Below are 26,397 nucleotides of genomic sequence, written 5' to 3'. Positions count from 1 at the left end.
ATGAGAAGCGTTTTTACATGTATTGATGGACATACATGCGGAAATCCTGTTCGTGTTGTAAAAGAAGGCGGTCCAACACTTATTGGTAACTCAATGAGTGAAAAACGACAACATTTTCTCCGTGAATACGATTGGATTCGTAAAGGATTAATGTTTGAACCTCGTGGGCACGATATGATGAGTGGTTCAATTTTATATCCGCCTCAAAATCCAGAAAATGACTTTGGAATTTTATTTATAGAAACCTCTGGTTGTTTACCAATGTGTGGTCATGGAACTATTGGAACAATTACAATAGCGATTGAAGAAGGTTTAATTCAGCCTAAAACAAAAGGAGTTATTAAAATGGAAGCTCCTGCTGGTTTAGTAGAAATCGCATACAAAGAAAATAACGGAAAAGTAGAGTGGGTAAAACTAAAAAACGTAAAAAGTTACCTAGCAGCAGAAGATTTAACAATTGATTGTCCAGAGTTGGGAGAGTTAACTTTTGATGTAGCTTATGGAGGAAATTTTTATGCAATTATTGATCCGCAAAAGAACTTTTCAGGAATACAAGATTTTACCGCATCTAAAATCATACAGTATTCTCAAATATTACGTGACCGTATCAATAAAAAATACCCGAATTATTTTGTGCATCCAAAAGATGATACTATCAGAGATGTATCTCATATGTTGTGGACTGGTGATCCTTTAGATAAAAGTTCTTCTGGTAGAAATGCTGTTTTTTATGGTGATAAAGCTATTGATAGAAGTCCTTGTGGCACAGGAACATCAGCAAGAATGGCACAATTATATGCTAAAGGAAAATTAAAGATTAGAGAAGATTTTATTCATGAGAGTTTTATAGGTAGCAAATTTGTCGGTAGAGTAGAGCAAGAAACTATAATAAATAATAAAAAAGCAATTATACCAAGTGTACAAGGATGGGCAAAAATATATGGTTACAATACGATCATAATTGATGATGAAGATGATCCTTATGCACACGGATTTCAAGTAATATAAGATGAAAAAAAGAGTGGTTATTATTGGAGGGGGAATAATTGGGCTTTGTACAGCCTATTATTTACAAAAAGAAGCTGCTGAGATTATCGTGATTGATAAATCAGATTTTACTTCAGGGGCTTCTTATGTAAATGCTGGGTTAATTACACCGAGTCATATTATTTCTTTAGCGAGTCCAGGAATAATTACCAAAGGAATTCAATGGATGTTTAATTCTTCTAGTCCATTTTATGTAAAACCAAGATTGAATTATGATTTTTTACAATGGTCTTGGTTATTCAAAAAATCAGCGACTTCGCAAAAAGTAGCCTCTTCAATACCCGTAATTAGAGATATTAACTTGCTTAGTATAAGGCTTTACGAGGAAATGAAATTGGATGAAAATTTTAATTTCTTTTATAAACATCAAGGCTTATTGATGTTGTATAAAACTGATAAAGCTGGTGAACAAGAATGGAATGTAGGGAAAAAAGCAATTGATTGTGGTTTAAAAGTAGAGCATCTTTCTCGAAAACTATTACAAGAAATAGAGCCAACGGTGAATAGCACAATTAAAGGTGCAATACACTATTTGTCTGACGCTCATATGACACCGCATCAATTTATGCAGCAAATGAAGCATTTTCTAATAGATAAAGGTGTAGTTTTTAAAGAGAATACTGAAGTAGAAGATTTTGAAATTCAATCAAATGTAGTTTCAGGTTTAAAAACTAAAAATGAATTTATAAAATTTGATGAGGTCGTTATCGCTAGTGGTTCTTGGTCTCAACAGATACTGAAAAAATTACAGATTAATGTTCCGGTTCAAGCAGGAAAAGGATATAGAATAGATGTAACAAAACCAACTAAGATTAATATTCCTTCTATATTATTAGAGGCAAAAGTAGCTGTTACTCCAATGGAAAATGCTACTCGTTTTGCTGGTACTATGGAGTTAGGAGGAATAAATCATACGATTAATCCTAAAAGAGTTAATGCTATTGCTAACGCAGCTGAAAGTTATTATAATGAGATTCAGATAAATGAAGATGATAAAACTTCAGCTAAATGCGGTTTAAGGCCATGTTCCCCCGATGGTCTTCCATATATAGGAAAACTCTCTAATTTTAGTAACGTTACAGTAGGGACAGGTCATGCAATGATGGGGTGGAGTTTAGGTCCGGCGACAGGAAAATTAATTTCAGAAGTTATCTATAATAAGAAAACTAGTATGAATATTAACCCTTTTCATGTCGAGCGATTTTCTTAGTATTTTTGTAATATGAACAAAAATGAATTAAGAAAAATCTATAAAGAGAAAAGAAAAGAATTATCTAAAGAAACAATAGATATTCTTGAAAGAGATATTTACAAACAACTATTTGAATACGATTTTTCTACAGTTCAAAACATTCACATATTTCTTCCAATAGAAAAACAGAAAGAAATTAACACGTATCCAATTATTGATTTCCTGAGGAGTAAAGGAAAAAATATAATCATCAGTAAAAGTAATTTTACTGATGCTACATTAACGCACTATCTTTTTGAAAAAGATACTGTTTTACACGTGAATGAACACGGAATTCCAGAACCAGAAAAAGCAAAAGAAATAAATGTAAAAACTATTGATTTAGTTTTTGTGCCGTTGTTAATTTCTGATGAAAAAAAATATAGAGTTGGTTATGGTAAAGGTTTTTATGATCGCTTTTTAAGTGCTTGTAAAGATGATGTGCAAACAATTGGATTAAACTTTTTTAAGCCAGTAGACTTAATTGTAGATTTAAATGAGTTTGATATTCCGCTACAAAAAGTAATCTATCCTAAGTTTTAAATTAAGAACAAAAAAAATGGATAACCATTTGTTATCCATTTTTTTAAGTAAGTTCAGGTTATGTCAATTCTTTAAGTCTAACTTTTAAAAATGCTAAAATAGCTCCCAAATAAATAATTAAAATGTGCTAGACTTAAACAATCCCTTATTATAGTTTCAAAAATAGGCTACAGTTATTCTTTTCTTTTTAGATTTTAGATGAACAGCACTAAAGTATCGATGAAATTAACATATGTTAATTTGATGAGTTTTCATACCAAAATGGTTAGAATAAGTACAAAAAAAAGATTTGGATAACTTTTATTATCCAAATCCTTATGTCAATCGGGGGAAAAGAGACATTATAATTCAGCCTGACGTTTATTTAATGCTAAAATTTTAGATAGCTCCCAAATTATTAAAATACTTATGGCTAAATACGTGTTTCTTGTTTATGAATTCAAATTTAGGAGAATAATTATTGTATTATATTTTTTTAGATGAACTGTATTAAAGTGTAGATAAAATTAACATATGTTAATTTTAATAGTAATGATCTAAAAATAAAAATTTGGATAATTTTCATTATCCAAATCTTTATGTTCATTGGGGTTGTATGATTTATATCTGATCGGTATAATGCTAAAAATCGCTCCCAAACTATTCAAATGCTCACGAACAAATATAAATCCCTTGTTTACAATTATAAATTTAGAAATATATTACGCTAACAATGTCTAAACTTAGACGAATGATAGTATAAGTATCGGTGAAATTAAAGTTTTTTTATATATACTTTGAATTAAAAAAGTAAATGGAATAAACGGGTTAGGATAGGTGTAAAAATAAAGATTTGGACAATTTTTCATTGTCCAAATCCATATGTCAATCGGGGGAATAGTGACATTATATTTTAGCCTGTCTATTTAATGTTAAAATGTTATAATCGCTCCCAAATTATTAAAATGCTTATGACTAAATATATGTCCCTTGCTTCTGATATTAAAGATAGATCAAATAACTCCTTTAGTACTAAAACCTTAGATGAGTTGTAGTATAAGTATCGACGAAATTAACATATGTAAAGACGAGTTAAAATTAACATATGTTAATAAAGTGTTAATGGAACAAAAAAATCACTCAAATTTGAGTGATTTTTATTGATATTATATTATCAAAACCTAATATTATCCGTTCATAGAAATTAAGAACTCTTCATTGTTTATTGAAGTTTTAATTCTTTGTTGAATAAATTCCATAGCTTCGATAGGATTCATGTCTGCTAAATACTTACGTAATACCCACATACGTTGAACAGTTTTTGGATCTAATAAAAGATCATCTCTACGCGTACTAGACTTAATTAAGTCGATAGCTGGATAAATTCTTCTGTTAGCAATATTACGTTCTAATTGAAGTTCCATGTTACCAGTTCCTTTAAATTCTTCGAAGATTACTTCATCCATTTTAGAACCAGTTTCAGTTAATGCAGTAGCAATAATGGTTAACGAACCACCATTTTCAATATTACGAGCAGCTCCAAAGAAACGTTTTGGTTTGTGTAATGCATTTGCATCAATACCACCCGATAAAATTTTACCAGAGGCAGGTGCAACAGTGTTATATGCACGAGCTAAACGAGTAATAGAATCTAATAAGATTACTACATCATGTCCACATTCAACTAAACGCTTTGCCTTTTCTAAAACAATATTAGCAACACGTACGTGCTTATCTGCTGGCTCATCAAAAGTAGAAGCAACAACTTCTCCACGAACACTACGCTTCATGTCTGTAACTTCTTCAGGACGCTCATCTATCAGTAAAACGATTTGGTAAACCTCAGGATGATTTGCTGCAATTGCATTTGCAACATCCTTTAATAACATGGTTTTACCAGTTTTTGGTTGTGCTACTAACATACCACGTTGTCCTTTACCAATCGGAGAGAATAAATCCATAATTCTCGTAGATAAAGAACTACCTTTTTCTGCTAAATTGAATTTTTCATTAGCAAAAAGCGGAGTTAAATGTTCGAAAGAAACACGATCTCTAACGATATTCGGATTTAAACCATTAATTTTAGATACACGAATTAAAGGGAAATACTTTTCTCCTTCTTTTGGTGGACGAACATTTCCTTTTACAGTATCTCCTGTTTTTAATCCAAATAATTTAATTTGAGATTGAGATACATAAATATCATCTGGAGATGATAGGTAATTATAATCAGAAGAACGTAAGAAACCATAACCATCTGGCATCATCTCTAATACACCTTCACTTTCAATAATTCCATCAAATTCAAAGTCTGGATCACGGTAGCGATTACCGCTTTTATGTTTAGAACCTTGATTTTTATTTTGATGTTTGTTATTATTCCTGTTTTGGTTGTTATTTCTATTTTGGTTGTTATTCTTTTGCTGATTATTATTATTTGATTTATGATTATTATCAGCAGATGAATTTTTTTGACCTCTGTTGTTATTGTTGTTATTACTCTGATTGTTAGAGTTTGAACTTGTAGAATGTTGAGGTTTTTTATGCTCAGGTTTTGCAGTAGCAGTATTGCTAGTAGTACCTGTATTTGATTTTAAAGTGCTAGCCGCTTGTTCAGCAGATTTAGAAATACGTCTTCTTTTTGGTCTTTCAGTTTTTTGCTCTGTAGCTGCTGGCTTAGTTTCTTCTTTTTTCTCAACGGTTGCAGCAGGTTTTTTTGCTGCTGGTTCTGGTTTTTCCTTTTTCTGCTCTTTAGAGGCTTCAGCCTGAGCATCTAAAATTCTGTAAATAAGATCAAGCTTTTTTAACTGGCTTGTTTTTTTTAAACCAATTTTCTTTGCAATTTCTTGTAATTCAACTAATTTTTTAGCTTTTAAATCCGAGATTTCGAACATTAGAATATTTTTAAATTATAGGTATCTTTTGAAAATAAGGGGATGATAATTTAGATCTTTGTTGTTTTGAATAGCTTACTTGCAACAAGTAAGTAGTGTGAGGTTTCCTTACCGGACAAATATATATAAATATTTTGATTTGCAAAGTTTCTTTTTAAAAAAAGAAACCGTAAATTTGCAATCCAATTTTAAAATATGATACAAAGAATACAATCCTTATACTTACTTGCAGTCGGAATTATTTCCGGAGGATTGACTTTCGTGTTCAATTTATGGAGTACAGCTAAACAAGCAATATTTTCTTTAGACTTGCTCGGTGCTGCTTCATTTTTACAAAAAAGTATTCCTGTATTATTTATTTTATCGGCTTTATTATCAATAGTAACTATCTTTTTATTTAAAAACAGACAATTACAATTTGTTTTAGGCCGCCTTAATATTTTGACAAACCTTTTTTTATTAGGGGTGTTGGTATATTTATCTCTAACTTTATCTGGAGAAGCTACGGTTTCTGAGAAAGGTATTGGGATGTTCATTCCTGTAATTTCAATTTTATTGTTAGTGTTAGCTAACAAAGCCATTAAGAAGGATGAAGATCTTGTAAAATCAGTAGATAGATTACGATAAACCTAACATCTTAATATATTTAGTGCGAATAACCGAGAATAATACTATTCTCGGTTTTTTTATGTTATAAGAATGACATAAAACTGTTCTTATATTAAAAGGGAATTAAATTCAAACCAAAAAACAATACATTTTTTAAAACAGTTGTGCATTTAGAAATATAAATAATCATAAATTGTTAGTTCGAGTGCTTTTGAGGTACGAAAAAGTGTATCGAGTACTCTTTCTAAGTTAAAATTCTTATTCTCGATACAATTTTTCTTCATTTGATTTCGAAAAATCACTCGAATTGACAGAATTTTACTCTAAATACAAAACAGGTATTTTTTAAGTTAAGCAACATATAAAAAAGTAGTCTATAATAATGTATCAAAAAGATCGCTTTAAAAGTCATGTTGTAGTTTTTAATTAGAAAGCATGTTTTATGTTAAAGTTAAAGACAAATCTGCTTTTTTTGTATTTCTTTTTTGGTAGGAAGTAAAATTTTAATCCCTACTTTTGAAAAGCTAATGTCAGATAAATAAAGGCCTCCGTGATATCATCTAAGGGAAAACCCTTAGACGCTTCAGGGTAAACCCTGAGAAGGTTTTCAGGGTGTTTGTGATTTGGCTACAACGCATTAACCTTATAAATTTGTACATGTAACAATGATAAACAAAATCAAAGTTCATATCGCAGATGACCACCAAATAATTATAGATGGAATTTCTGCTTTAATTAAAACGGAAGATCAAATTGAGTTAGAAGGCTACTCACTTACGGGAAAAGATGTTGTTGAATGGTCCCGAACAAAAAAAGCCGACGTTCTTGTACTTGATATTAATATGCCAAAATTAGATGGTATTGGAGTTTTGAAAGCATTTAAAAATAGAAATGTAGATCAAAAAACAATTATACTATCTGGTTTAAGCGACCCGAAAATTGTTCAAGAAATGATTAGCCTTGGTGCTAGAGGTTTCATTGAAAAAAGTTCGGCAAGCGACCACATAATTAAAGCTATTAAAGCTGTGCATCGTGGTGAAAAGTATTATAGTGATAATATTAAAGAAAGTTTACTTGATTTATATATCAACGATACCAAAACCGATGATGCCATTAAAAGTAGTGCTGTTATTGAACCTTTAACAGAACGAGAAATAGAAGTATTAAAGCTAATTACCCAAGAGTTGAGTACTTCTGAAATAGCAAAAAAATTAGACCTAACGGTCAAAACAATAGAAACTCATAGAAGAAACTTATACAAAAAGTTAAAAGTGAAAAATGTAGTAGGTTTGGCAATATATGCTGTTAAAAATAATATAGTTTAATCGACCTCCCTTCAATTTTTATATAGAGGTTCCCCGTCCTTATATATGTTCCCCCCCCCCTCAGAAGCTGTATTATCCGAAGTATTGTCAAGCCTACTACTTTTTCACTCTTTTTATAAATAACGTAGTCCCCCCGAAATACTACCTTTTTTATAATATTTAATATAATCCAACATTCAAAATTTTAGTACGATGATAAAAAGATACTTACCTTTTTTAATGATAGTTGCTGCAATATTTTCATCTTGTAGCTCAGAAGATAATAATGTGATAGATGCTGATATAGAAGGAGTTAATGAATCTCTTTTACAGTCATATAAATTAAGCAGAGATGCTTCAGGAAAATATACAATTGATTATAAATTAGCTAAAAATGCACAAGCAAACTTAGTTAAAGATGAATCAACAAATACAAATAACTTACATACATTTGAAACAAAACATGCTGTTTCAAACAGATCAGTTAGTAACTCTACTGACTTAGATTTAGATAATAATCAAATAAATATTGATGTTTATCAGAATGGTGAGCAAAGAAAATCGATTACAGTTGAAGATGAAAATATTGTTTTAGCTAAAGGAGAAGTTAATACAAATTTTTTACAAACATATAGTGTTGAAAGTTTTGGAGATGGTCAATTCGTGCTAGACTTTAAAGTAAGAGAAGGAATTAATGTTAATTTTGAATACAACGCAGATGAAAATATTTACGAAGTTCATTTGAAGGAAGGTTTGTCGAATGTTCGTAATTACACGAAGATATATAATAAATCAGATCACCTACCATTAAAAATAGATTTTGTAAATTACATCAAAACCGATCTTGAGGTAAAAACAGATAATTCATACGGAGAAAGAGCAGAATTAGCTTATGTTGCAAGAAGGATGCCTAGATATGGTACTGATTTATAAAGTATAATGAATATAATAAATGTTATAAAACATACAGTCCCCCTTGTTTTTATATTTTTATGTTTGAAAGTTAAAGCTGAGTCTGCCCACTCGGCTTTTGCTGTGTTTGAAAAAGAGAGTGATACAACCTTGGTCCAAAGATTTGAATTAGCAAAAATCTTATATGAGGAAGATAGATATACTAGAGCTTTAAAAATGGTGCTCCCATTAACAAATAGAAAAGAAGTTGAAATAGATATTTTAATTAAAGCTAATTTATTAGCTGGTCAAATATTGTCAAAAGATACTAGTAATACAAATGCTATAGCCTATCTTAAAAAATCTCTTAACCTTCTTGAAAATTATAAATTCTCAACAGAGCTTAAGGGAGAGGCAAGTGACTATTTAGTAGCTCAAAATTATGATGCCATTTCTAAATTTTATTTACATAAAGGAAAAAAAGATAGCTCAGAATATTATTTCGAAAAAATAATAAAATTACCTGGATTAGATGAAAGAATCATGGGGTTAAAGGCGAAAGCTTATACAAATCTCGGAAAAATGTATGCTTTTAACAAAGATTTCAAAAAAGCAGAGGAATACACTTTAGAGTCAATTAAAATAAATACACAATTTAATAACAATCTATCTCTAGCTTTAGCATACAATAATCTTGGGAATTTGTATTTAGAAAGAGGAAGTTATAAAGAAGGTAGAGAAATATATGGTAAAGCTCTTACATATTTAAAAAATGAAAAATCTTTGAGAGCTTTACAACACAAAGAATTACTTTTAGATAATATTGCATGGGCATTATACAATTTGAAAGATTATAGAGCCTATGAATACGTTACGGATTCGTATGCGATAAGAGATAGTTTAAACATTGAAGAAACTAGAAAAGCTTACAAGAAAATAGAATCTAAGTATAATGTTAAAGAATTTCAAAAGGAAGCTGATAAAAAACAACAAAAACAAGAACAAAAAACTTGGGCTGTAGGAACAGCAGGTGTAATTATTTCTATATTATTATTGTACTTAGCGAATTTATACAAATTACGTCAACGTAATTTAAGCTTAAAACTATCACAAAATGAGTTACGTCAACAACGTAAATTAGAGCGTTTAAACTCACAGGCTCAGGTGAAAATTTTAAATGCAACTCTAGATGGTAAAGAAACTGAGCGTAAACAAATCGCTGAAATTTTACACGATAATGTAAGTGCATTATTATCTTCTGCAAACATGCATTTGCAAGCTACGCAGAAACAATACGGAGACGATATTCCAGAAGAATTAGAGAAAACACAGCAAATAATAACAGAAGCTTCAGAAAAAATTCGTGATTTATCTCATAATTTAGTTTCTTCGATACTACTTAAATTTGGTTTAGAATATGCGACTAAAGATGTTGCCAAAAAGTTTTCAAACTCTGAAATAAAAATTAGTACGGCAATTTTAAATGTATATCGCTATTCGCAAGAGTTTGAAATAAAGGTGTTTAACATCATTCAAGAATTAATCAATAATATTTTAAAACATAGTAAAGCAAAAAACGCTTATATCATGTTAGAAGAAGAAGACGATATGATTAATCTTATTGTTAAAGACGACGGAGTTGGTTTTGAAATGCGTTCAGATAAAGATTCTGGTATTGGATTAAACCAAATTAGAGCTAGAATTAATATGATGAACGGTAATTTTATCATCGAATCGTCTAAAGGAAACGGAACTAAAGTAATTGCTAGTATTCCTGTAATACAAAAAAAGGAAATGGTATCGGCTTAATTTTTTGCCAGCTCAATAACTTCCATATTTTCAATACCACCAGCACGTAATTCAAAACGAATCATGGTACGTACTTTATGAAAACCATGTTTTCCGGCTGCACCAGGATTTATGTGTAGTAAATTAAAATGCTTATCAAATTGAACTTTCAAAATATGCGAATGACCACAAATAAAAAGTTTAGGTGTATGCTTTTGAAGTTCGCCATAAACGCGAGGTTTATACTTTCCAGGATATCCACCAATATGAGTCATCCAAACAGAAACACCTTCCAGTTCAAAAGTGTTATCTAAAGGGAATTCTGCACGAGCTTCAGCATCATCAATATTTCCATAAACTGCGCGTAAAGGCTTGAAAGATTTAATAGTGTCTGTTACTTTTAAATTACCAATATCGCCAGCATGCCAAACTTCATCAGCTTGCTTTACAAATTTTAAAATTTGATCATCAATATAACTATGAGTATCCGATAATAATAAGATTTTTTTCACATCACGAAATTACAAAGAATCTTCAGTTTTGAGTAGAACATAGTTATAATTTATAAATGTGTACTATCTACTTTTTTAAGAAGTGTTTTAAAGTTAATTTTAAGAAAATACTAAATAACACAACCAAATAAAATGCGTAGTTTAGCTCTTTAAAAAAGAATTTCTTTGCGATATTTTTTAGAACTAGCATACCACGGTAAAAATTATTACGGTTGGCAAGTACAACCCGATGTTATTTCGGTTCAAGAAAAACTTGCTAAAAGTATAAGTACAATACTAAGAAAAGAAATTAATATTGTTGGTGCAGGAAGAACAGACACAGGAGTTCATGCTTCGCAAATGTATGCGCATTTTGATTTTGATACTGTTTTAGATGAAAATTTCACCTATAAATTAAATGCAATTTTACCCAATGATATTGTAGTATATCACACGATTTTAGTGGCAAACGATGCCCATGCACGTTTTGATGCTACAAGTAGAAGCTACGAGTACAAAATATGGTTAGGTAGAAATCCGTTTTTATTAGACACTTCATGGCAATTAAACTATAAAAATATAGATATAGAAGCTATGAATACCGCTGCAAAATTACTTTACGAATATGAAGATTTTAAGTGTTTTTCGAAAGTAAAAACTGATGTTCGCACCTTTAATTGTGAGGTAACTAATGCAGAATGGATTTTACAAGGAAATGAATTAACTTTTTATATTTCTGCAGATCGTTTTTTAAGGAATATGGTTCGTGCTATAGTTGGAACCTTGTTAGATGTTGGTTTAGGAAAAATAACAGTAAACGATTTTAAAGAAATTATAGAAAGTAAAAACAGAAGCAAAGCAGGAGTATCTGTACCTGCGAAAGCATTATTTTTAACAGAAGTAACATACGATTATATTTAAATTGTGAGTAAGAGTAGTTCAGGAAAAGCATTTGATATTAAAATTTTTGCACGCTTAATGAGTTTTGCAAAACAATATCGTTTTCAGTTTTGGATAGCAACAATATCTACCATATCTCTAGCTATATTTGCTGCTGCGAGTCCGGTAATATTGTATAGAGCAATAGATGATTTTACGGTAAATAAAGATCTGGCAAGATTATTATTATTTACCATGATTATGTTAGGTGTATTATTAATTCAAGTAATACTACAATTTTCATTTATCTACTACGCAAATTGGGTAGGTCAACATATCATTAAAGATTTACGTACTATTATTTTTAAAAATATTTTACGTTTTAAAATGTCGTATTTCGACAATACATCTGTAGGAAGATTAGTAACAAGAGTAGTTTCAGATATAGAAACTATTGCAAACTTTTTCTCTCAAGGTGTTTTTATGATTGTAAGTGATGTACTAAAAATGTTGGTGGTTGTAATTGTAATGTTCGTAATAAATTGGCAATTAGCTTTAATAGCTTTAGCTGTATTGCCTATTTTAATCTATGCGACGAAACTATTTCAAATCGCCATCAAAAAAACTTTTCAAGATGTTCGTAATCAGGTAGCAAATTTAAATGGATTTGTGCAGGAGCGTGTAACAGGAATGAAAATTGTACAATTATTTAATCGAGAAAAAATAGAATACGAGAATTTTAAAGCAATAAACGAAAAACACAAAAAAGCGCATGTAAAAACTGTTTGGTATTATTCTATATTTTTTCCAATTGCTGAAATTTTATCTTCTATAGCTATCGGATTAATTGTTTGGTACGGAGGTTTGCAAGTAATAGCTAAAGATACAATTACAGTAGGGGCAATTATTAGCTTTGTACAAATGGCACAAATGTTATTTAGACCATTGCGTCAAATAGCAGATAAGTTTAATCAATTGCAAATGGGAATTGTATCTGGAGAACGTGTTTTTAATGTGATAGATACAGAAAGTTATATAGATAAATCTGGAACAATATTAGCAGATGATTTACAAGGAAATATAGCATTTAATAACGTACGTTTTAGTTATGTTGAAGGAGAAGAAGTTTTAAAAGGAATTTCTTTTGAAGCTCAAAAAGGAGAAACAATTGCCATTGTTGGATCTACAGGAGCTGGAAAATCTACGATTATTAATTTAATTAGTCGTTTTTATGAAATCGATAGTGGAGAAATTTTGGTAGATAATACTGCTGTTGAAACTTATGATTTAGAAAGCTTACGAAATCAAGTAGCTGTGGTATTACAAGATGTATTTTTATTCTCAGATTCAATTTTGAATAATATTACTTTGCGTAACGAAGCTATTACATTAGAAGATGTTCAAGAAGCAGCGAAACAAATAGGAATTCATAATTTTATTGAAAGTTTACCTAACGGATATCATTATAATGTTAAAGAGCGTGGCGCTATGTTATCTTCTGGACAACGTCAGTTAATCGCTTTCTTAAGAGCATATGTGAGTAATCCTAGTATTTTAATTTTAGATGAAGCTACTTCTTCTGTAGATACAGAGTCTGAACAAATGATTCAGTATGCTACAGATAAAATAACAAAAGATAGAACTTCTATTGTTATTGCTCATCGATTAGCCACAATTAAAAAAGCGGATAAAATTATTGTGATGGATAAAGGTAAGATTGTAGAGTTAGGCAATCACCAAGAACTTTTAGAGCAAGAAGGATACTACAGAAACTTGTATGAAAAACAATTTGGTGAAGAAGTCGTGTAATAATCTACATTAAATTTGCATAGTAAGATCAAAACATTACATTTGCTATTCAATCTTAAACTTAAAATCATAAAACGATGAAAAAAGTAATTTTATCTATCTTTTTAGTTGGAGCTTTAACAGCTACTTCTTGTAAAAAAGCAAAAGAAGCGTCAGAAGAAGTAAAACAAACTACTGAAACTACAGTTAAAAAAACTGAAGAAGCAGCAACTAAAGCAACTGAAGAAACAAAAGCAGCAGCTGAAGAAACTGCAAAGAAAGTAGAATCTGCTTTAGAAGGAGTTACTATTCCTGAATTTAAAGATCCTAAAGTAGCTGAGTATTTAAAAACATACACAGAGTATGCTAAAGAATACATCGATGCTAACGGAGATGTATCAAAAATCTCTAAGTTAGCTGCTAAAGGTCAAGAATTAGCGACTAAAGCACAAACATTCACAAGTTCATTAGATGCTGAAGATGCTAAAAAATTATCTAGTACTATTCAAAGTATTATGTCTAAAATGGCACCTAAGCAATAAATTACAAAACATAATTGTAAAGAGTATCAATTTTTTATTGATGCTCTTTTTTTTTGTCTAAAATGACCTTCATATGCTACATTCTTCATGTTTTGCTCTTACATGAAGTTTATTATCTATTACATCTTTAATTTATACGAGATTTAAAAGCTTAATAATGATATTTACAGTAAAGACTTCCCCAGTTGAATTTTAATAGTGTATTTCCTCTTAAATTTCATTCTTGAAGGTATCATAATTTTTTTAGTAATAACTTGAATTTCTTAAACTAAATAGTTGTTATTCTTAATGAAAAAGAAGAAGAATTAACATAAGCTTGAATTTACCTTAAATTGAATAGGCGTTTAAGTTGTTGCTTGTTTTTTTAAGTCTAGTATTCAGTACTTTATGTTTTGTTTTTAATATTTTTTTATCACCTATAATTATGTAGGTTGTACGATTAATTCATTTTATGAAAAAAAAGTTACAATGCACAATAAAACTATTGAATTTGTGTTTTTTTCTCGTTAACTTTAATGTGAATATCGATATTCTCAGACAACCAAATAACAAATTTCGAAGGTCATGAACTTTAGGAAAAGTTATTAAAATTAACCTTCTAGAATTAACACTACAAATTAAGAATCCCCGAATGAATTCTTCAAACGTTTGTAATTCTAGTTTATTTATTAAAAGTCTTAACTGGATAGTGTTTTAGCATTACCTAGAATGAGATACTAGTCAAAAAAAATAACCGATCTATAATGTAAAATAGATGAGGCTGGGTGACTATTGTTTGATCTCAACTACTGCTAATCTAAAATTAACAATTTTAGTCAAGACAATATAAAATCTTAACTGGATAATATTTTATGTTATCTGGAGTAGGATACTAGTCAAAAAAAATAACTGATCTATACACATAAATAGGTGAGCCTAGGTGACTATTGTATTGTCCTAACTTCAAGTAATTAAAATAATTATTCCAAGATTAAGTGTACTAAAATCTTAACTGATAGATGTTTAACATTTATTGGAAAGGGAAAGTATTGTAAATGATCAAACTAAATTATTGAATATGAAACTACGAATGTTTTATGTATTAATTATGTTGTGTTTTTTACCCTTTAGCTCAAAAGCACAATATAATTACGGAGAGGCTTTACAAAAGTCATTATTATTTTATGAGACACAACAGTCCGGTGTCTTACCAGATTGGAACAGAATCAGTTGGCGATCAAACGCAGGTGTCAACGATGGAAAAGATGTAGGGTTAGATTTAACTGGTGGATGGCATGATGCTGGAGATCACGTAAAATTTGGTTTTCCTATGGCGTTTTCAGTAACAGCATTAAATTGGGGGTTTTTAGAATATAAAGCTGGATATGATGCTGTAAATCAAACTGAAATTTTTAAAAGAAATATAAAGTGGGTAACAGATTATTTTATTAAATGTCACCCAAGTCCAAATGAATTTTACGCTCAGGTTGCTGATAGTAAATCTCAAGATCATAACTTTTGGATGGCTCCAGAAATGGTAGACGTTCATCCGCAATATGGTCAGCGTAAATCGTATAAATTATCACCTTCTGCTCCAGGTACGGAAGTTGCTTGTGAAACTGCAGCAGCTTTAGCCTCAGCGAGTATAATCTTTAAAGATAGTGATCCGGCTTACAGTGCAACCTTATTACAGCATGCAAAAGAATTATATGAGTTCGGAGATACTTACAGAGGTTTATACAATGAAGATGGTGGAATTCCTGCTACAGGAACATATTCTTCTGGAGGTTATCAAGATGAGTTAACTTGGGGAGCATTATGGTTATATAAAGCTACTGGAGATGTAACTTATTTACAAAAAGCTGAAGCAGAATACACATTACCAGATTTTCTTTGGAGTTTAGTATGGGATGATAAATCGTATGGAAATATGGTTTTATTATCAATGATTACAGGAAAAAGTAATTATAAAGCAGATGCAGAAAGACATTTAGATTTCTGGCAACAAGGAGGAGGAATTAATTATTCTCCAGGAGGACAAGCACATTTAACACAATGGGGTTCTTCTCGTCATGCTATGAATGCATCTTTAACTGCATTAATTTATAGCGACAATGTTGCTACTCCAAAAAAGAACCAGTATTATCAATTTGCAGTAAATCAGATCAATTATATTTTAGGTGATAATCCTAACAATAGAAGTCTAGTTACTGGTTTTGGAGTAAATCCTCCTACAAAACCGCATCATAGAGGTCAGCATGCAAGTTGGACAAGAAGTTCTGCTGTACCAGTAGAATCTAGACATACATTATGGGGAGCTTTAATGGGCGGACCAATGGCTGCGAATGATGTTTTTGTTGAAGATAGAGATGATTTTCAAGCTAATGAAGTAGCAACAGATTACAATGCTTGTTATCAAGGAGTATTAGCGAAAATGGTTATTGACTTCGGAGGAACAGAATTAGCAAATTTCCCACAGCCAGAAACTCCAGGTTTAGAGTTTATTAATGAAGTAAGAATTAATAACGATCAAAATAAATCTACTGAGGTTGCAATATGGTTAAATAACCGTTCTGCATGGCCAGCACGAGTTCCAAGCTCATTAAAAGCACGATATTTTATTGATATTTCTGAAGGAGTTGCTGAAGGATTAACTGCTAGTGATTATGTTGTAAATGGAAGAGGAGCAGGAATAATCAATCCTAGCTTACAAGCTTGGGATGCTGCAAATAACATTTATTATGCTGAAGTAGAAGTTAGTCAAGATCGTATGCCTTTTCCAGGAGGACAAGGAGAATATAGAAGTGAAATTCAAGTACGAGTTTCTTTACCGAATAGCGCAAGTGCTTCAGCTTGGGATCCTACAAATGACTTTTCGTATGCAGGATTAAATAATACACTTAAAATTGTACAAAATGTGCCTATTTATGTTGATGGAGAGTTAGCTGGAGGACAAGAGCCAAATGGTGGAGATACACCAACAGCTTCATTTACAGCAACACCAGAATCTGGAGTTGCGCCTCTAGAAGTACAATTCAATGCCTCAGCTTCTTCAGATCCTAATGGAGATGCATTAACGTACAGTTGGGATTTTGGAAATGGAACAACTTCAACATTAGTAAATCCTAAAGTTACATTTACAGGAATAGATAATTATGTGGTTACTTTAACTGTAAGTGATGGTACAAATACATCTTCGCCAGTAACTAAAACGATAGAGGTTTCAGATGGAAATATAGCTCCAGTTGCTGAATTTACTGCAACGCCAGAAACAGGAATAGCTCCAGTAACAGTAAGTTTTGATGCTTCTGCTTCTTCAGATGAAAATGGAGATACATTAAGTTACAGTTGGGACTTTGGAGATGGAACGTCTGGAACAGGAGTTACAGTTAGTCACGATTATACAACTGTTGGAGATTATACTGTAAAATTAACTGTAAGCGATGGAAGTAAAACAGGAACAAAATCTACAGTAATTAACGTAACTGATGGAAGTCCAGTAGCTGCTTTTACTTCTAGTGTAGATAGCGGAGTAGTTCCTTTTGATGTAACTTTTGATGCTTCATCATCTGTAAATCCTAAAGGAGGTGCATTAACTTACAACTGGAGTTTTGGTAATGGATTATCAGCTACAGGAGTTACTAGTGCAACAACTTATAGTACGCCAGATCAATATACAGTTACTTTAACAGTTACAAATGCTGATGGAGAATCAGATTCAGTAACTCAAACTATTGTAGCAACAGATGGAAATACTTCTTGTGGTTTTGGTACACCAACCGCAAATGCATTACCAACAATTCATAAACAATTCAATCATATTTTTGTTTTAGGAAACGGTGGACCAAATTTAGATAATGTATCTAATTTTACAATCAATTGGGATTTACCAAATAACGGATTGTATCAATTCTCGATGCTAACTAATAATGGAGTTCCTTCTTGGTGGAATGACTTTAAACCTAAAGTTACACAAAACTTTGGTCAAGCAAATCCAGAAGTAACAATTACTAATTCAGGATTCCAAAATTTAGATGGTTCGTATTGGGCAACTGTAGATAATGGAAATTTTGTTTTAGCTTCTAAAACAGGAGGATTTACAATTTATTTTAGCGAGACAGATCAAGTGCCAAATTGTAACTCTGCAACATTAACTACTACTACAACTACAGATGCGTTAGCAGTTAATGAATGTGCATTTAACACACCAGTAGCAAATGCTTTACCTTCAGTACAAAGACAGTATAATCATATTTTTGTTTTAGGAAACGGTGGGCCAAGTTTAGATAATGTATCTAATTTTACAATCAATTGGGATTTACCAAATAATGGATTGTATCAATTTTCGATGCTAACTAACAATGGAATACCTTCTTGGTGGAATGATTTAAAACCAAAAGTTTCTCAGAATTTTAATTCTGCACAACCAGAGGTTACAATCACAAACTCAGGTTTCTCAGGTCTAGATGGTTCGTATTGGGCTACTATGGATGCTGATAACTTCGTGTTAGTATCAAAAGCAGGAGATTTTACAATTTATTTCAGTACTACAGATACAGCGCCAAATTGTGGTGATGGATCAGGAAATACAGATCCAGTAGCAGATTTTACTGCAAGTCCTATTTCAGGTGAAGCACCTTTAACGGTAACTTTCGATGCTTCTGCTTCTTCAGATGCAGATGGAGATACATTAGGATATAGCTGGGATTTTAACGATAGTAATTCTGGTTCAGGAGTTACAATTCAAAACACATTTACAGCTAAAGGAAATTACAGTGTAGTATTAACTGTAAATGATGGAAATGGAGGAACTGCAACAAAAACAGTTGTAATAAGAGTTTCAGATCCTGTAGTTATTGTAGATCCGGGTCCAACTGGAAATGAATATTTAGATCGTTTCAATGAAATGAGAGCTAAATTTTACGCACCAGAAAATGGATATTTTAGTGCAGATGGATCTCCGCATCATTCTATTGAATCATTAATTGTTGAAGCTCCAGATCATGGACATGAGTCAACAAGTGAATTATATTCATACTGGTTATGGTTAGAAGTAATGAATGCTAGAATCAATGGAGACTGGGGTTCAATTGGAACAGTTTGGGATAGAATTGAAGAGTTTATCATTCCAACTCAGGCAGATCAACCTACAAATGCCGCTTATAATCCTTCGAGTCCTGCTGCATATGCTCCAGAGTTTGCATTACCTAGCGGTTATCCTGCTCCATTAGAATTTTCAGCTCCAGTAGGTGTTGATCCAGTATCAGCAGAATTAACTGCGGCTTATGGACCAGAAGTTTATCAAATGCACTGGTTATTAGATAATGATAATTTCTATGGATACGGAAATAGAGGAGATGGAGTAAGTACACCTTCTTACATTAATACATTCCAAAGAGGAGAACAAGAATCTGTTTATGAAACAATTCCACATCCATCTTGGGAAGGATTTGATTGGGGAGGACCTGACGGATATTTACCATTATTCACTATAGATCAAAACTATTCGAGACAGTGGAGATATACAAGTGCAACTGATGCAGATGCAAGAGCTGTTCAAGCTATGTATTGGGCGCAAGTTTATGCTAAAGAACAAAATGTTAGTTTAAATCTTTTAGACTTAGATAAAGCGACTAAAATGGGAGATTACCTAAGAATAGGAATGTTCGATAAGTATTTTAAACCTTTAGGAGTACAAAGTGATGTGTCTGGAGCCGGTACAGGTTACGATAGTGCACATTATTTAATGTCTTGGTATATTTCATGGGGTGGAGCTGTAGATACTTCTGCACCTTGGGCGTTTAGAATTAGTTCTAGTCACTGTCACTTCGGATATCAAAATCCAGTAGCAGCTTATGCAATGTCGCAAGTAAATGAAATGAAACCAGGAACTCCAACAGGAGCAAGAGACTGGGGAGTAAGTTTACAACGTCAGTTAGAATTCTATACTTGGTTACAATCTAAAGAAGGTGGAATTGCAGGTGGTGCAACGAATAGTTGGAATGGAGATTATAGCACATATCCAGCAGGAAAATCTACATTCTATGATATGGCTTACGATGATAATCCAGTATACGAAGATCCAGGAAGTGGAACTTGGTTTGGATGGCAAGCATGGTCTATGGAGCGTATTGCTGAGTATTACTATATCACTAATGATACTATGGCGAAAAACTTAATGGACAAATGGGCGAATTGGGTGAAAAATGTTGTAGTATTAATTGGAGAAGATGATTTTGATATTCCAGCTACTTTAGAGTGGACAGGTGAACCAGATACTTGGAACCCTGATAATCCTGGTTCTAACGACGGATTAAGTGTTACTGTAACAGATTATGGTAAAGATTTAGGTGTTGCTGCTTCTATGGCTAAAGCTCTAATCTACTATGCTGCTGCTACAGAAAAGTATGAAACTCTAGATACAGCTTCTCGCGATTTAGCTAAAGAAGTATTAGATAGAATGTGGAGAACATATAGAGATGATAAAGGAGTAGCAGCTCCAGAAAGTAGAGGTGATTTTACACGTATTTTTGAGCAAGAAGTTTATGTGCCAAACGGATTCACAGGAACAATGCCAAATGGAGATGTAATTGAACCAGGTGTAACTTTCTTAGATATCAGATCAAACTATAGAAATGATCCAGATTTTGCAAGATTAGAGGAAGCTTACAATAGCGGGCAAGAATATACGCAACGTTACCACAGAAGTTGGGCGCAAATCGAAGTTGCTTTAGCAAATGCAGAATACGGTTTCTTCTTTGGAGGAGCAACAACTGCTGCTAGAACAAAACCAACACAAATGTCTGTTGGAGTTGGCCCTAATCCAGCTTCAGACTTAATAAATGTTTCGGTTTTCAATACGAAAGATAATGTAGAACTAAGATTGATAGATTTATCAGGAAGAGTTATTACAAGTAAAACTTTAGAAAGCCAACAAAATAGAACAACAATTTCAGTGAACGGATTACCAACAGGAGTTTATATTTTAGAAACTAAAGATGTATCTGCAAACATCGTTTCTAGAAAAAAGATTATTGTGAAGTAATTAATGGTCATTAGAGGAGTGCAATTTTGCACTCCTCTTTTTCTTATAAAAAATCAACCAAAAAATACCCCCTAATTATGAAAAGCTTATTCTTAAAAGCTTTAGCATCTGCTATGGTGCTACTTTTAAGTTCATTATATAGTAACGCACAAACCAATAAAAATACTTCAGGTTTTGTGTATGCAGAAGGAGACAAATTCATGTTAAATGGGCAACCATTTTATATTTCAGGAGCGAATGTATATGATTTCTTTACTTATGGATCTTCTAGTGGAGATATAGAAACTCAATTTATGGATAAAGAGCGTATCGATGCTCATATGAGAAGATTATATGTAAACGGAATTCGAGTAATACGAATTTGGGGATTTAGTCATGAAGAATGGCATGGATTTGAACCAGAAAAAGGAGTGTATAGCGAAGCTCAATTTTCGTTATTCGATTACATTGTTAAGTCTGCAGAAGCTAACGGAATTAAACTCATTATTGCGCTAGAAAATTATTGGAATGACTATGGAGGAATTAAAGATCGATTGAAATGGGAAGGTATAGAAGTAGAAGGAGCTGGAACTCACGATCAAGGACAATTCTTTACCAATGCTTCAGCAATTCAAGGATATAAAGACTACGTAGAATATTTTATCACAAGAGTAAATCATTACGACGGAGTTGCTTACAAAGATGATCCAACGATTTTAGCTTGGGAGTTAATGAACGAACCAAGATATCAAGGTTTTGGAGATGATTTAACTTCAGATGTTTTAAGAGCTTGGGTAGATGATATGGGAGCTTTTATAAAAAATATAGATTCAAATCATTTACTAGGAACAGGTTTAGAAGCTCACGGATTAAAATATGGTTTTGGAGGAGACGAAGGAAATGATTTTATTAAAATTCATGAATCTCCATATATCGACTTTACTTCAGCGCATCCATACATTAGAGAAAGTTGGTCAAATTTCACTTTAGATGAAACCATGGCTTTAGTTTGTCAATGGGCAGATGAATCTCATGATATGATTAAAAAGCCGTTGTACATTGGAGAGTTTAATGTAGAACGAATAGAAAGAAGTGAATGGTGGGAAGAAATCTATGGATTTATAGAGAAAAAGAAAATAGGAGGAAGTGCATTTTGGTGGTTTCCAGATGATCGTACTCCAAGAGATAAATTTGCTGTTTTTGAAGGCGATGTCGAGTTAGATATTTACAAACGTCACGCACAAAAAATGGAAGAAATGTCTGGTGGAGAAGTGATTTATTTATCGCTAATGTCACCTAAATCAGGAGATGTTTATGTGTCTGGAAGTTCAGTGAAAATAGCAACAAATCTTATCAATGCATCTAACTCTGTAGCTAAAGTAGCTTTTTATGCAGATGGTGTTTTGTTAGGAGAAGATACAACTGCTCCTTTTGAATTTGAAGCGAATTTACCAGACGGAAATCATGTAATTACTTCTATCGCAACAGGTGTAAACGGTAACACAAAAACTTCATCAGGAAGAACAATTCAAGTAGGAGGAGAAGGTGTTGTAGAATTAGAATATAAAAATGCTTCAATTGCTACAGTAACAAACATTATTAAACCACATTTCAGAATTAAAAATAATGCATCAACTCCAGTAAATTATGAAGATTTAAGCATTCGTTATTGGTTTAATTCAGATGATGATCAAGACATAAATTTCTTTACAGATTATGCTAAAATTGGTTCAAGTAATGTAAATGGAAAGTTTGTAACTGTTTCTGGAGATTCTAAGTATTTAGAAATTACATTCGATGCTGCTGCTGGAAGTTTAGGAAGCGATGAAAACTCTGGAAGAATAGAAGGGAAATTTGCAAATCAAACTTGGTCAGATATGAATCAGGCTAATGATTACTCTTACAATGCCACCCAGAATGATTTTGCTGTTTGGAATAGAGTAACATTATATTTAAACGGAAAATTAATAAGCGGAATAGAGCCTTCAGGAGATATCAATCAAGCTCCAATTGCAGTAATTTCAGCAACACCTATATCTGGGAACGAACCGTTATCGGTTACTTTAGATGCTACAGGTTCTTCAGATCCAGAAGGAGATGTACTAACTTATGAATGGGATTTAGGAAATGGAGTCACAGCTACAGATGCAATTTTCACGTACGAGTTTACTCAAAGTGGAGCATATGAAGTTACGTTAAGAGTTAGTGACGGAACTTCAACAAGTGTAGCTAAAGAAACAATTACTGTTAATTCTACAGAAGTGGTAGCAAGTTTCACAGCAGATCAATTACAAGGAGTTGCTCCTTTAACTGTGAATTTTGACGCTTCGGCTTCATCAGATCCAACAGGAAATTCTCTTACATATACTTGGGATTTTGGAGATACTACAACAGCAACGGGAATTATAGTTGCTAAAACTTATGATACACCAGGTGATTATTTGGTAACATTAACAGTAGATAATGGTATTGTTTCGCCTGTGTCTATCAGTAAAACTATTAAAGTTACAGAAGAGGTTACAAATGCTTCATTAATGGTAGAATATACAGATGGAGGAAGAGCGAATGCTTCAGATAATATGGTAAATCCACATTTACGAATTGTCAATAATGGAGATCAGGCTGTAGATTTAAGTATGCTTACTGTTCGTTACTGGTTTACTTCTGAAGATAATAACAATTTAAATTTCTGGTGTGATTGGGCACAATTAGGAAGTTCATTTGTAAATGGAACTTTTGGAGTAGCAAATGGAATGGATTATTTAGAATTATCATTTGAAACTTCAGCGGGTAGTATTGCTTCTTCAGGAAATACAGGTCCAATTCAAGCAAGATTTTCTAAGACGAATTGGTCTCCTTTCAACGAACTTAATGATTATTCATATGATGCTACTGCAACAAGTTATAGTGCCAATGATAAAATAACACTTTATTCAAATGGAACTTTAGTTTGGGGAACAGAGCCAACTTCTGCAATTACAGCTCAATCGAATGAAGATATTATGTTATCTAAAGCAACATTATATCCAAATCCAGCTGTGGATCAAGTAACGATCAAAATGGATGAAAATTTAAATGATTTAACTATTAAAATTTTAAATCTAAGCGGATTACCAGTTGTAAATAGTTCATCGAAAAACCTTAGAGTAGATGGGCTTGCTGATGGTTTATACATTGTAGAAATTACTAACCCTAAAACACAAAGAATAGTTAGAAAAAGATTGATTATTAAGCGTTAATGCTGTTCAAATCACTTTTGTTCTATAACGGGCAAAAGTGATTTTTTTATTACCAATAAAATCATAAAAACTTTCAAAAATGGAAAAAATTATACAAAAACTAATAGTGCTGTTATGCCTGTGTTTAGGTGTAATAGTAACAGGACAAGAGCAGAATTGGTTATCTGTTTCAGGAAATAAATTATTTGATTCAAGAGGTCAAGAAGTGCGATTAACTGGAGTAAACTGGTTTGGTTTTGAAACACAAAACTATTTTCCTCACGGAATCTGGACACGCGATATGAAAAGTGTTTTACAACAAATAAAAGATTTAGGTTTTAATACCATTCGTGTGCCTTGGTGTAACGAAATGTTAGATCCAGGAGCTACAATCGATATTCCTTCATACGGTTCCGATGCATACACAGGCATATCCCCAATGAATGAAGAAGAAACGAACATAACAAGTCCAATAGAGTTGTTAGATGTGTTCGTGCAATGGTGTCAAGATAATGACATGAAAATCGTATTAGATAATCATTCTAGAGCAGCAGATGGGTTCTTAAATGAAGCATTTTGGTATACAACAGAGTATTCTGAAGAACGTTGGATCAATGACTGGATTTTTATGGCAGAACGTTACAAGAATTTTTCTGCTGTAGTAGGAATGGATTTAAATAACGAACCTCATGGGTCAAGTTGGGGAAATAGCAATCCTTTAACAGATTGGAATAAAGCTGCAGAACGATGTGGAAATGCAATTTTAAATGTAAATCCAAATGTATTAATAATCGTGGAAGGAGTTGGCGAATTCGAAGGAAACTCATATTGGTGGGGCGGACAATTAATGGGAGCAAGACAATATCCTATTCAATTAACAGATCAAACTAAATTAATGTATTCTGCTCATGAATATGGACCAGAAGTTTCACAACAAGATTGGTTTGAAACACCAGATTTCCCTCAAAATATGCCAGGTATTTGGGAAGAAAATTATGGGTATTTATATGATAATGAAACTTCTCCATTATTTATTGGAGAGTTTGGTATCAAAGAGCAAGATGCTTTTGGTGGAATAGCTTACACTTGGTTTACAGAGTTTGTAAATTTTATGGGGCCTCGTTACTCTTGGACTTTTTGGAGTATGAATCCAAATTCAGGTGATACGGGAGGAATTTTACAAGATGATTGGTCTTCTGTAAATCAATGGAAGTTAGATGTACTAACACCACATTTAGCACCATTTATTCCAAATATTATTAATGGAAATGGAGGCGGAAATACAGCTCCTGTAGCAAGTGTAACAGCTAATATAACAACAGGAGTTGCTCCAGTAACAATTCAGTTTGATGGATCAAACTCATCTGATATTGATGGAGATGCATTAACATATTCATGGGATTTTAATGATGGAAATTCAGCAATTGGAGTAACTACGAGTCATGAATTTACCCAAGCAGGAGAATATAATGTAGTTTTAACTGTAAGTGATGGAAATTTACAAGACACAGCAACAATAATTATTTCAGTTTCTAGTGATACACCTCCATCAGGATGTGAATTTAATACACCTTTAAATACCGCTTTATCCTCTGTAAACAAAACGTATAATCATGTATTTGTTCTTGGAAATGGACCAGATTTAAGTAACGTAAATGATATCACAATTAATTGGGATTTAACTAATAATGGTTTATGGCAATTTTCTATGAATACCAATAACGGTTCTCCTTCTTGGTGGTTAGATTTGTTACCTAAAATCACACAGAATTTTAATCAGACACAACCAGAAATTACAATTACAAATTCAGGTTTTACAGATTTAGACGGAACTTATTGGGTAGCTTTAGATGATGGGAACTTAGTGTTGGTTTCGAAGTTAAAAGGTTTTACAATTTATTGTAGTACTACAGATGTCAAACCGAATTGCGATGATGTGCCAGCTATAAATGTGCAAGTTGCACCTAATCCTGTTTCTAATGAATTTATAATTACTTCAACAGAAAATCTTAATGGAACAACGGTAAGAATATTAGGATATTCAGGAGGAGTACTGCTTGAAGAAAAAATAGAAACAGATACAAACAGTAAAGTATTTAACTCTAGTAAACTAAAACAAGGTGTTTATTTTCTTCAATTACAACATGGAAAATCAATTACAGTCAAAAAAGTAATTAAAGGGTTTTAAAA

Annotated in this window: 15 protein-coding genes; 13 read left to right on the top strand and 2 right to left on the bottom strand. The window is 32.1% G+C overall.

Annotated features, from left to right (window positions below):
- The 3 genes from AQ1685_RS17725 to AQ1685_RS17715 are packed head-to-tail and all read left to right on the top strand — an operon-like array spanning nucleotide 1 to nucleotide 2,821.
- Nucleotides 1–1,008 carry a 4-hydroxyproline epimerase gene (locus AQ1685_RS17725; protein WP_095074343.1) on the top strand — a complete coding sequence of 336 codons (1,008 nt, stop codon included), beginning with the start codon at nucleotides 1–3 and terminating at the stop codon, nucleotides 1,006–1,008.
- 1 nt (nucleotide 1,009) lies between these two features.
- The gene (locus tag AQ1685_RS17720; protein ID WP_095074341.1) at nucleotides 1,010–2,257 is read left to right on the top strand and encodes an NAD(P)/FAD-dependent oxidoreductase; all 1,248 of its coding nucleotides are present in this window, start codon (nucleotides 1,010–1,012) and stop codon (nucleotides 2,255–2,257) included.
- A gap of 12 nt (nucleotides 2,258–2,269) precedes the next feature.
- Nucleotides 2,270–2,821, top strand: coding sequence for a 5-formyltetrahydrofolate cyclo-ligase (locus AQ1685_RS17715; protein WP_095074340.1), 552 nt, complete (start codon nucleotides 2,270–2,272; stop codon nucleotides 2,819–2,821).
- Nucleotides 2,822–3,987: 1,166 nt separating this feature from the next.
- On the opposite strand, the gene rho is transcribed toward AQ1685_RS17715, so the two are convergent.
- A complete protein-coding gene (gene rho / locus AQ1685_RS17710) occupies nucleotides 3,988–5,694 on the bottom strand; it encodes a transcription termination factor Rho (protein ID WP_095074339.1) in 1,707 nt (568 codons plus the stop codon).
- Between the two features lie 195 nt (nucleotides 5,695–5,889).
- On the opposite strand from rho, the gene AQ1685_RS17705 reads away from it, so the two are divergent.
- From AQ1685_RS17705 to AQ1685_RS17690, 4 genes are all read left to right on the top strand, one after another.
- Nucleotides 5,890–6,321 carry a DUF4293 domain-containing protein gene (locus AQ1685_RS17705; RefSeq protein ID WP_095074336.1) on the top strand — a complete coding sequence of 144 codons (432 nt, stop codon included), beginning with the start codon at nucleotides 5,890–5,892 and terminating at the stop codon, nucleotides 6,319–6,321.
- Between the two features lie 647 nt (nucleotides 6,322–6,968).
- Nucleotides 6,969–7,628, top strand: coding sequence for a response regulator (locus AQ1685_RS17700; protein ID WP_095074335.1), 660 nt, complete (start codon nucleotides 6,969–6,971; stop codon nucleotides 7,626–7,628).
- A 192-nt stretch (nucleotides 7,629–7,820) separates the two neighbouring features.
- Nucleotides 7,821–8,540: a hypothetical protein gene (locus AQ1685_RS17695; RefSeq protein WP_095074333.1), complete on the top strand. Its 720-nt coding sequence runs from the start codon at nucleotides 7,821–7,823 to the stop codon at nucleotides 8,538–8,540.
- 63 nt (nucleotides 8,541–8,603) lie between these two features.
- A complete protein-coding gene (locus tag AQ1685_RS17690; protein ID WP_162288585.1) occupies nucleotides 8,604–10,307 on the top strand; it encodes a tetratricopeptide repeat-containing sensor histidine kinase in 1,704 nt (567 codons plus the stop codon).
- Here the strand turns inward: AQ1685_RS17690 and AQ1685_RS17685 are convergent.
- Nucleotides 10,304–10,798, bottom strand: coding sequence for a metallophosphoesterase family protein (locus tag AQ1685_RS17685; RefSeq protein ID WP_095074330.1), 495 nt, complete (start codon nucleotides 10,796–10,798; stop codon nucleotides 10,304–10,306). The two genes, AQ1685_RS17690 and AQ1685_RS17685, sit on opposite strands and share 4 nt — an antisense overlap.
- Before the next feature lie 165 nt (nucleotides 10,799–10,963).
- On the opposite strand from AQ1685_RS17685, the gene truA reads away from it, so the two are divergent.
- The 6 genes from truA (at nucleotide 10,964) to AQ1685_RS17655 (ending at nucleotide 26,395) form a co-directional block, all read left to right on the top strand.
- Nucleotides 10,964–11,698: a tRNA pseudouridine(38-40) synthase TruA gene (truA, locus tag AQ1685_RS17680; protein ID WP_095074328.1), complete on the top strand. Its 735-nt coding sequence runs from the start codon at nucleotides 10,964–10,966 to the stop codon at nucleotides 11,696–11,698.
- Between the two features lie 57 nt (nucleotides 11,699–11,755).
- Nucleotides 11,756–13,465 (top strand): ABC transporter ATP-binding protein, encoded by a 1,710-nt coding sequence (locus tag AQ1685_RS17675; protein WP_095075110.1) that lies wholly within the window; start codon nucleotides 11,756–11,758, stop codon nucleotides 13,463–13,465.
- A gap of 77 nt (nucleotides 13,466–13,542) precedes the next feature.
- Nucleotides 13,543–13,986 carry a hypothetical protein gene (locus AQ1685_RS17670; protein ID WP_095074326.1) on the top strand — a complete coding sequence of 148 codons (444 nt, stop codon included), beginning with the start codon at nucleotides 13,543–13,545 and terminating at the stop codon, nucleotides 13,984–13,986.
- A 1,057-nt stretch (nucleotides 13,987–15,043) separates the two neighbouring features.
- Entirely contained in the window at nucleotides 15,044–21,010 is a 5,967-nt protein-coding gene (locus AQ1685_RS17665) for a glycoside hydrolase family 48 protein (RefSeq protein WP_197697487.1), read from the top strand.
- Between the two features lie 77 nt (nucleotides 21,011–21,087).
- Nucleotides 21,088–24,228 (top strand): cellulose binding domain-containing protein, encoded by a 3,141-nt coding sequence (locus AQ1685_RS17660; RefSeq protein WP_095074324.1) that lies wholly within the window; start codon nucleotides 21,088–21,090, stop codon nucleotides 24,226–24,228.
- A 79-nt stretch (nucleotides 24,229–24,307) separates the two neighbouring features.
- Complete coding sequence (locus AQ1685_RS17655) at nucleotides 24,308–26,395, top strand: cellulase family glycosylhydrolase (RefSeq protein ID WP_095074323.1); 2,088 nt, start codon at nucleotides 24,308–24,310, stop codon at nucleotides 26,393–26,395.
- The last annotated feature ends 2 nt before the right edge of the window (nucleotides 26,396–26,397 follow it).

It is taken from the genome of Tenacibaculum jejuense (genome assembly GCF_900198195.1).
GTDB lineage: Bacteria > Bacteroidota > Bacteroidia > Flavobacteriales > Flavobacteriaceae > Polaribacter > Polaribacter jejuensis.
This window is presented reverse-complemented; position numbering and strand designations above follow the sequence as displayed.

Excerpts from the sequence above, each read along its gene's own strand:
- AQ1685_RS17725 (WP_095074343.1), top strand. The coding sequence starts at position 1 with ATGAGAAGCGTTTTTACATGTATTGATGGACATACATGCGGAAATCCT.
- AQ1685_RS17720 (WP_095074341.1), top strand. The coding sequence starts at position 1,010 with ATGAAAAAAAGAGTGGTTATTATTGGAGGGGGAATAATTGGGCTTTGT.
- AQ1685_RS17715 (WP_095074340.1), top strand. The coding sequence starts at position 2,270 with ATGAACAAAAATGAATTAAGAAAAATCTATAAAGAGAAAAGAAAAGAA.
- rho (WP_095074339.1), bottom strand. The coding sequence starts at position 5,694 with ATGTTCGAAATCTCGGATTTAAAAGCTAAAAAATTAGTTGAATTACAA.
- AQ1685_RS17705 (WP_095074336.1), top strand. The coding sequence starts at position 5,890 with ATGATACAAAGAATACAATCCTTATACTTACTTGCAGTCGGAATTATT.
- AQ1685_RS17700 (WP_095074335.1), top strand. The coding sequence starts at position 6,969 with ATGATAAACAAAATCAAAGTTCATATCGCAGATGACCACCAAATAATT.
- AQ1685_RS17695 (WP_095074333.1), top strand. The coding sequence starts at position 7,821 with ATGATAAAAAGATACTTACCTTTTTTAATGATAGTTGCTGCAATATTT.
- AQ1685_RS17675 (WP_095075110.1), top strand. The coding sequence starts at position 11,756 with ATGAGTTTTGCAAAACAATATCGTTTTCAGTTTTGGATAGCAACAATA.
- AQ1685_RS17670 (WP_095074326.1), top strand. The coding sequence starts at position 13,543 with ATGAAAAAAGTAATTTTATCTATCTTTTTAGTTGGAGCTTTAACAGCT.
- AQ1685_RS17665 (WP_197697487.1), top strand. The coding sequence starts at position 15,044 with ATGAAACTACGAATGTTTTATGTATTAATTATGTTGTGTTTTTTACCC.
- AQ1685_RS17660 (WP_095074324.1), top strand. The coding sequence starts at position 21,088 with ATGAAAAGCTTATTCTTAAAAGCTTTAGCATCTGCTATGGTGCTACTT.
- AQ1685_RS17655 (WP_095074323.1), top strand. The coding sequence starts at position 24,308 with ATGGAAAAAATTATACAAAAACTAATAGTGCTGTTATGCCTGTGTTTA.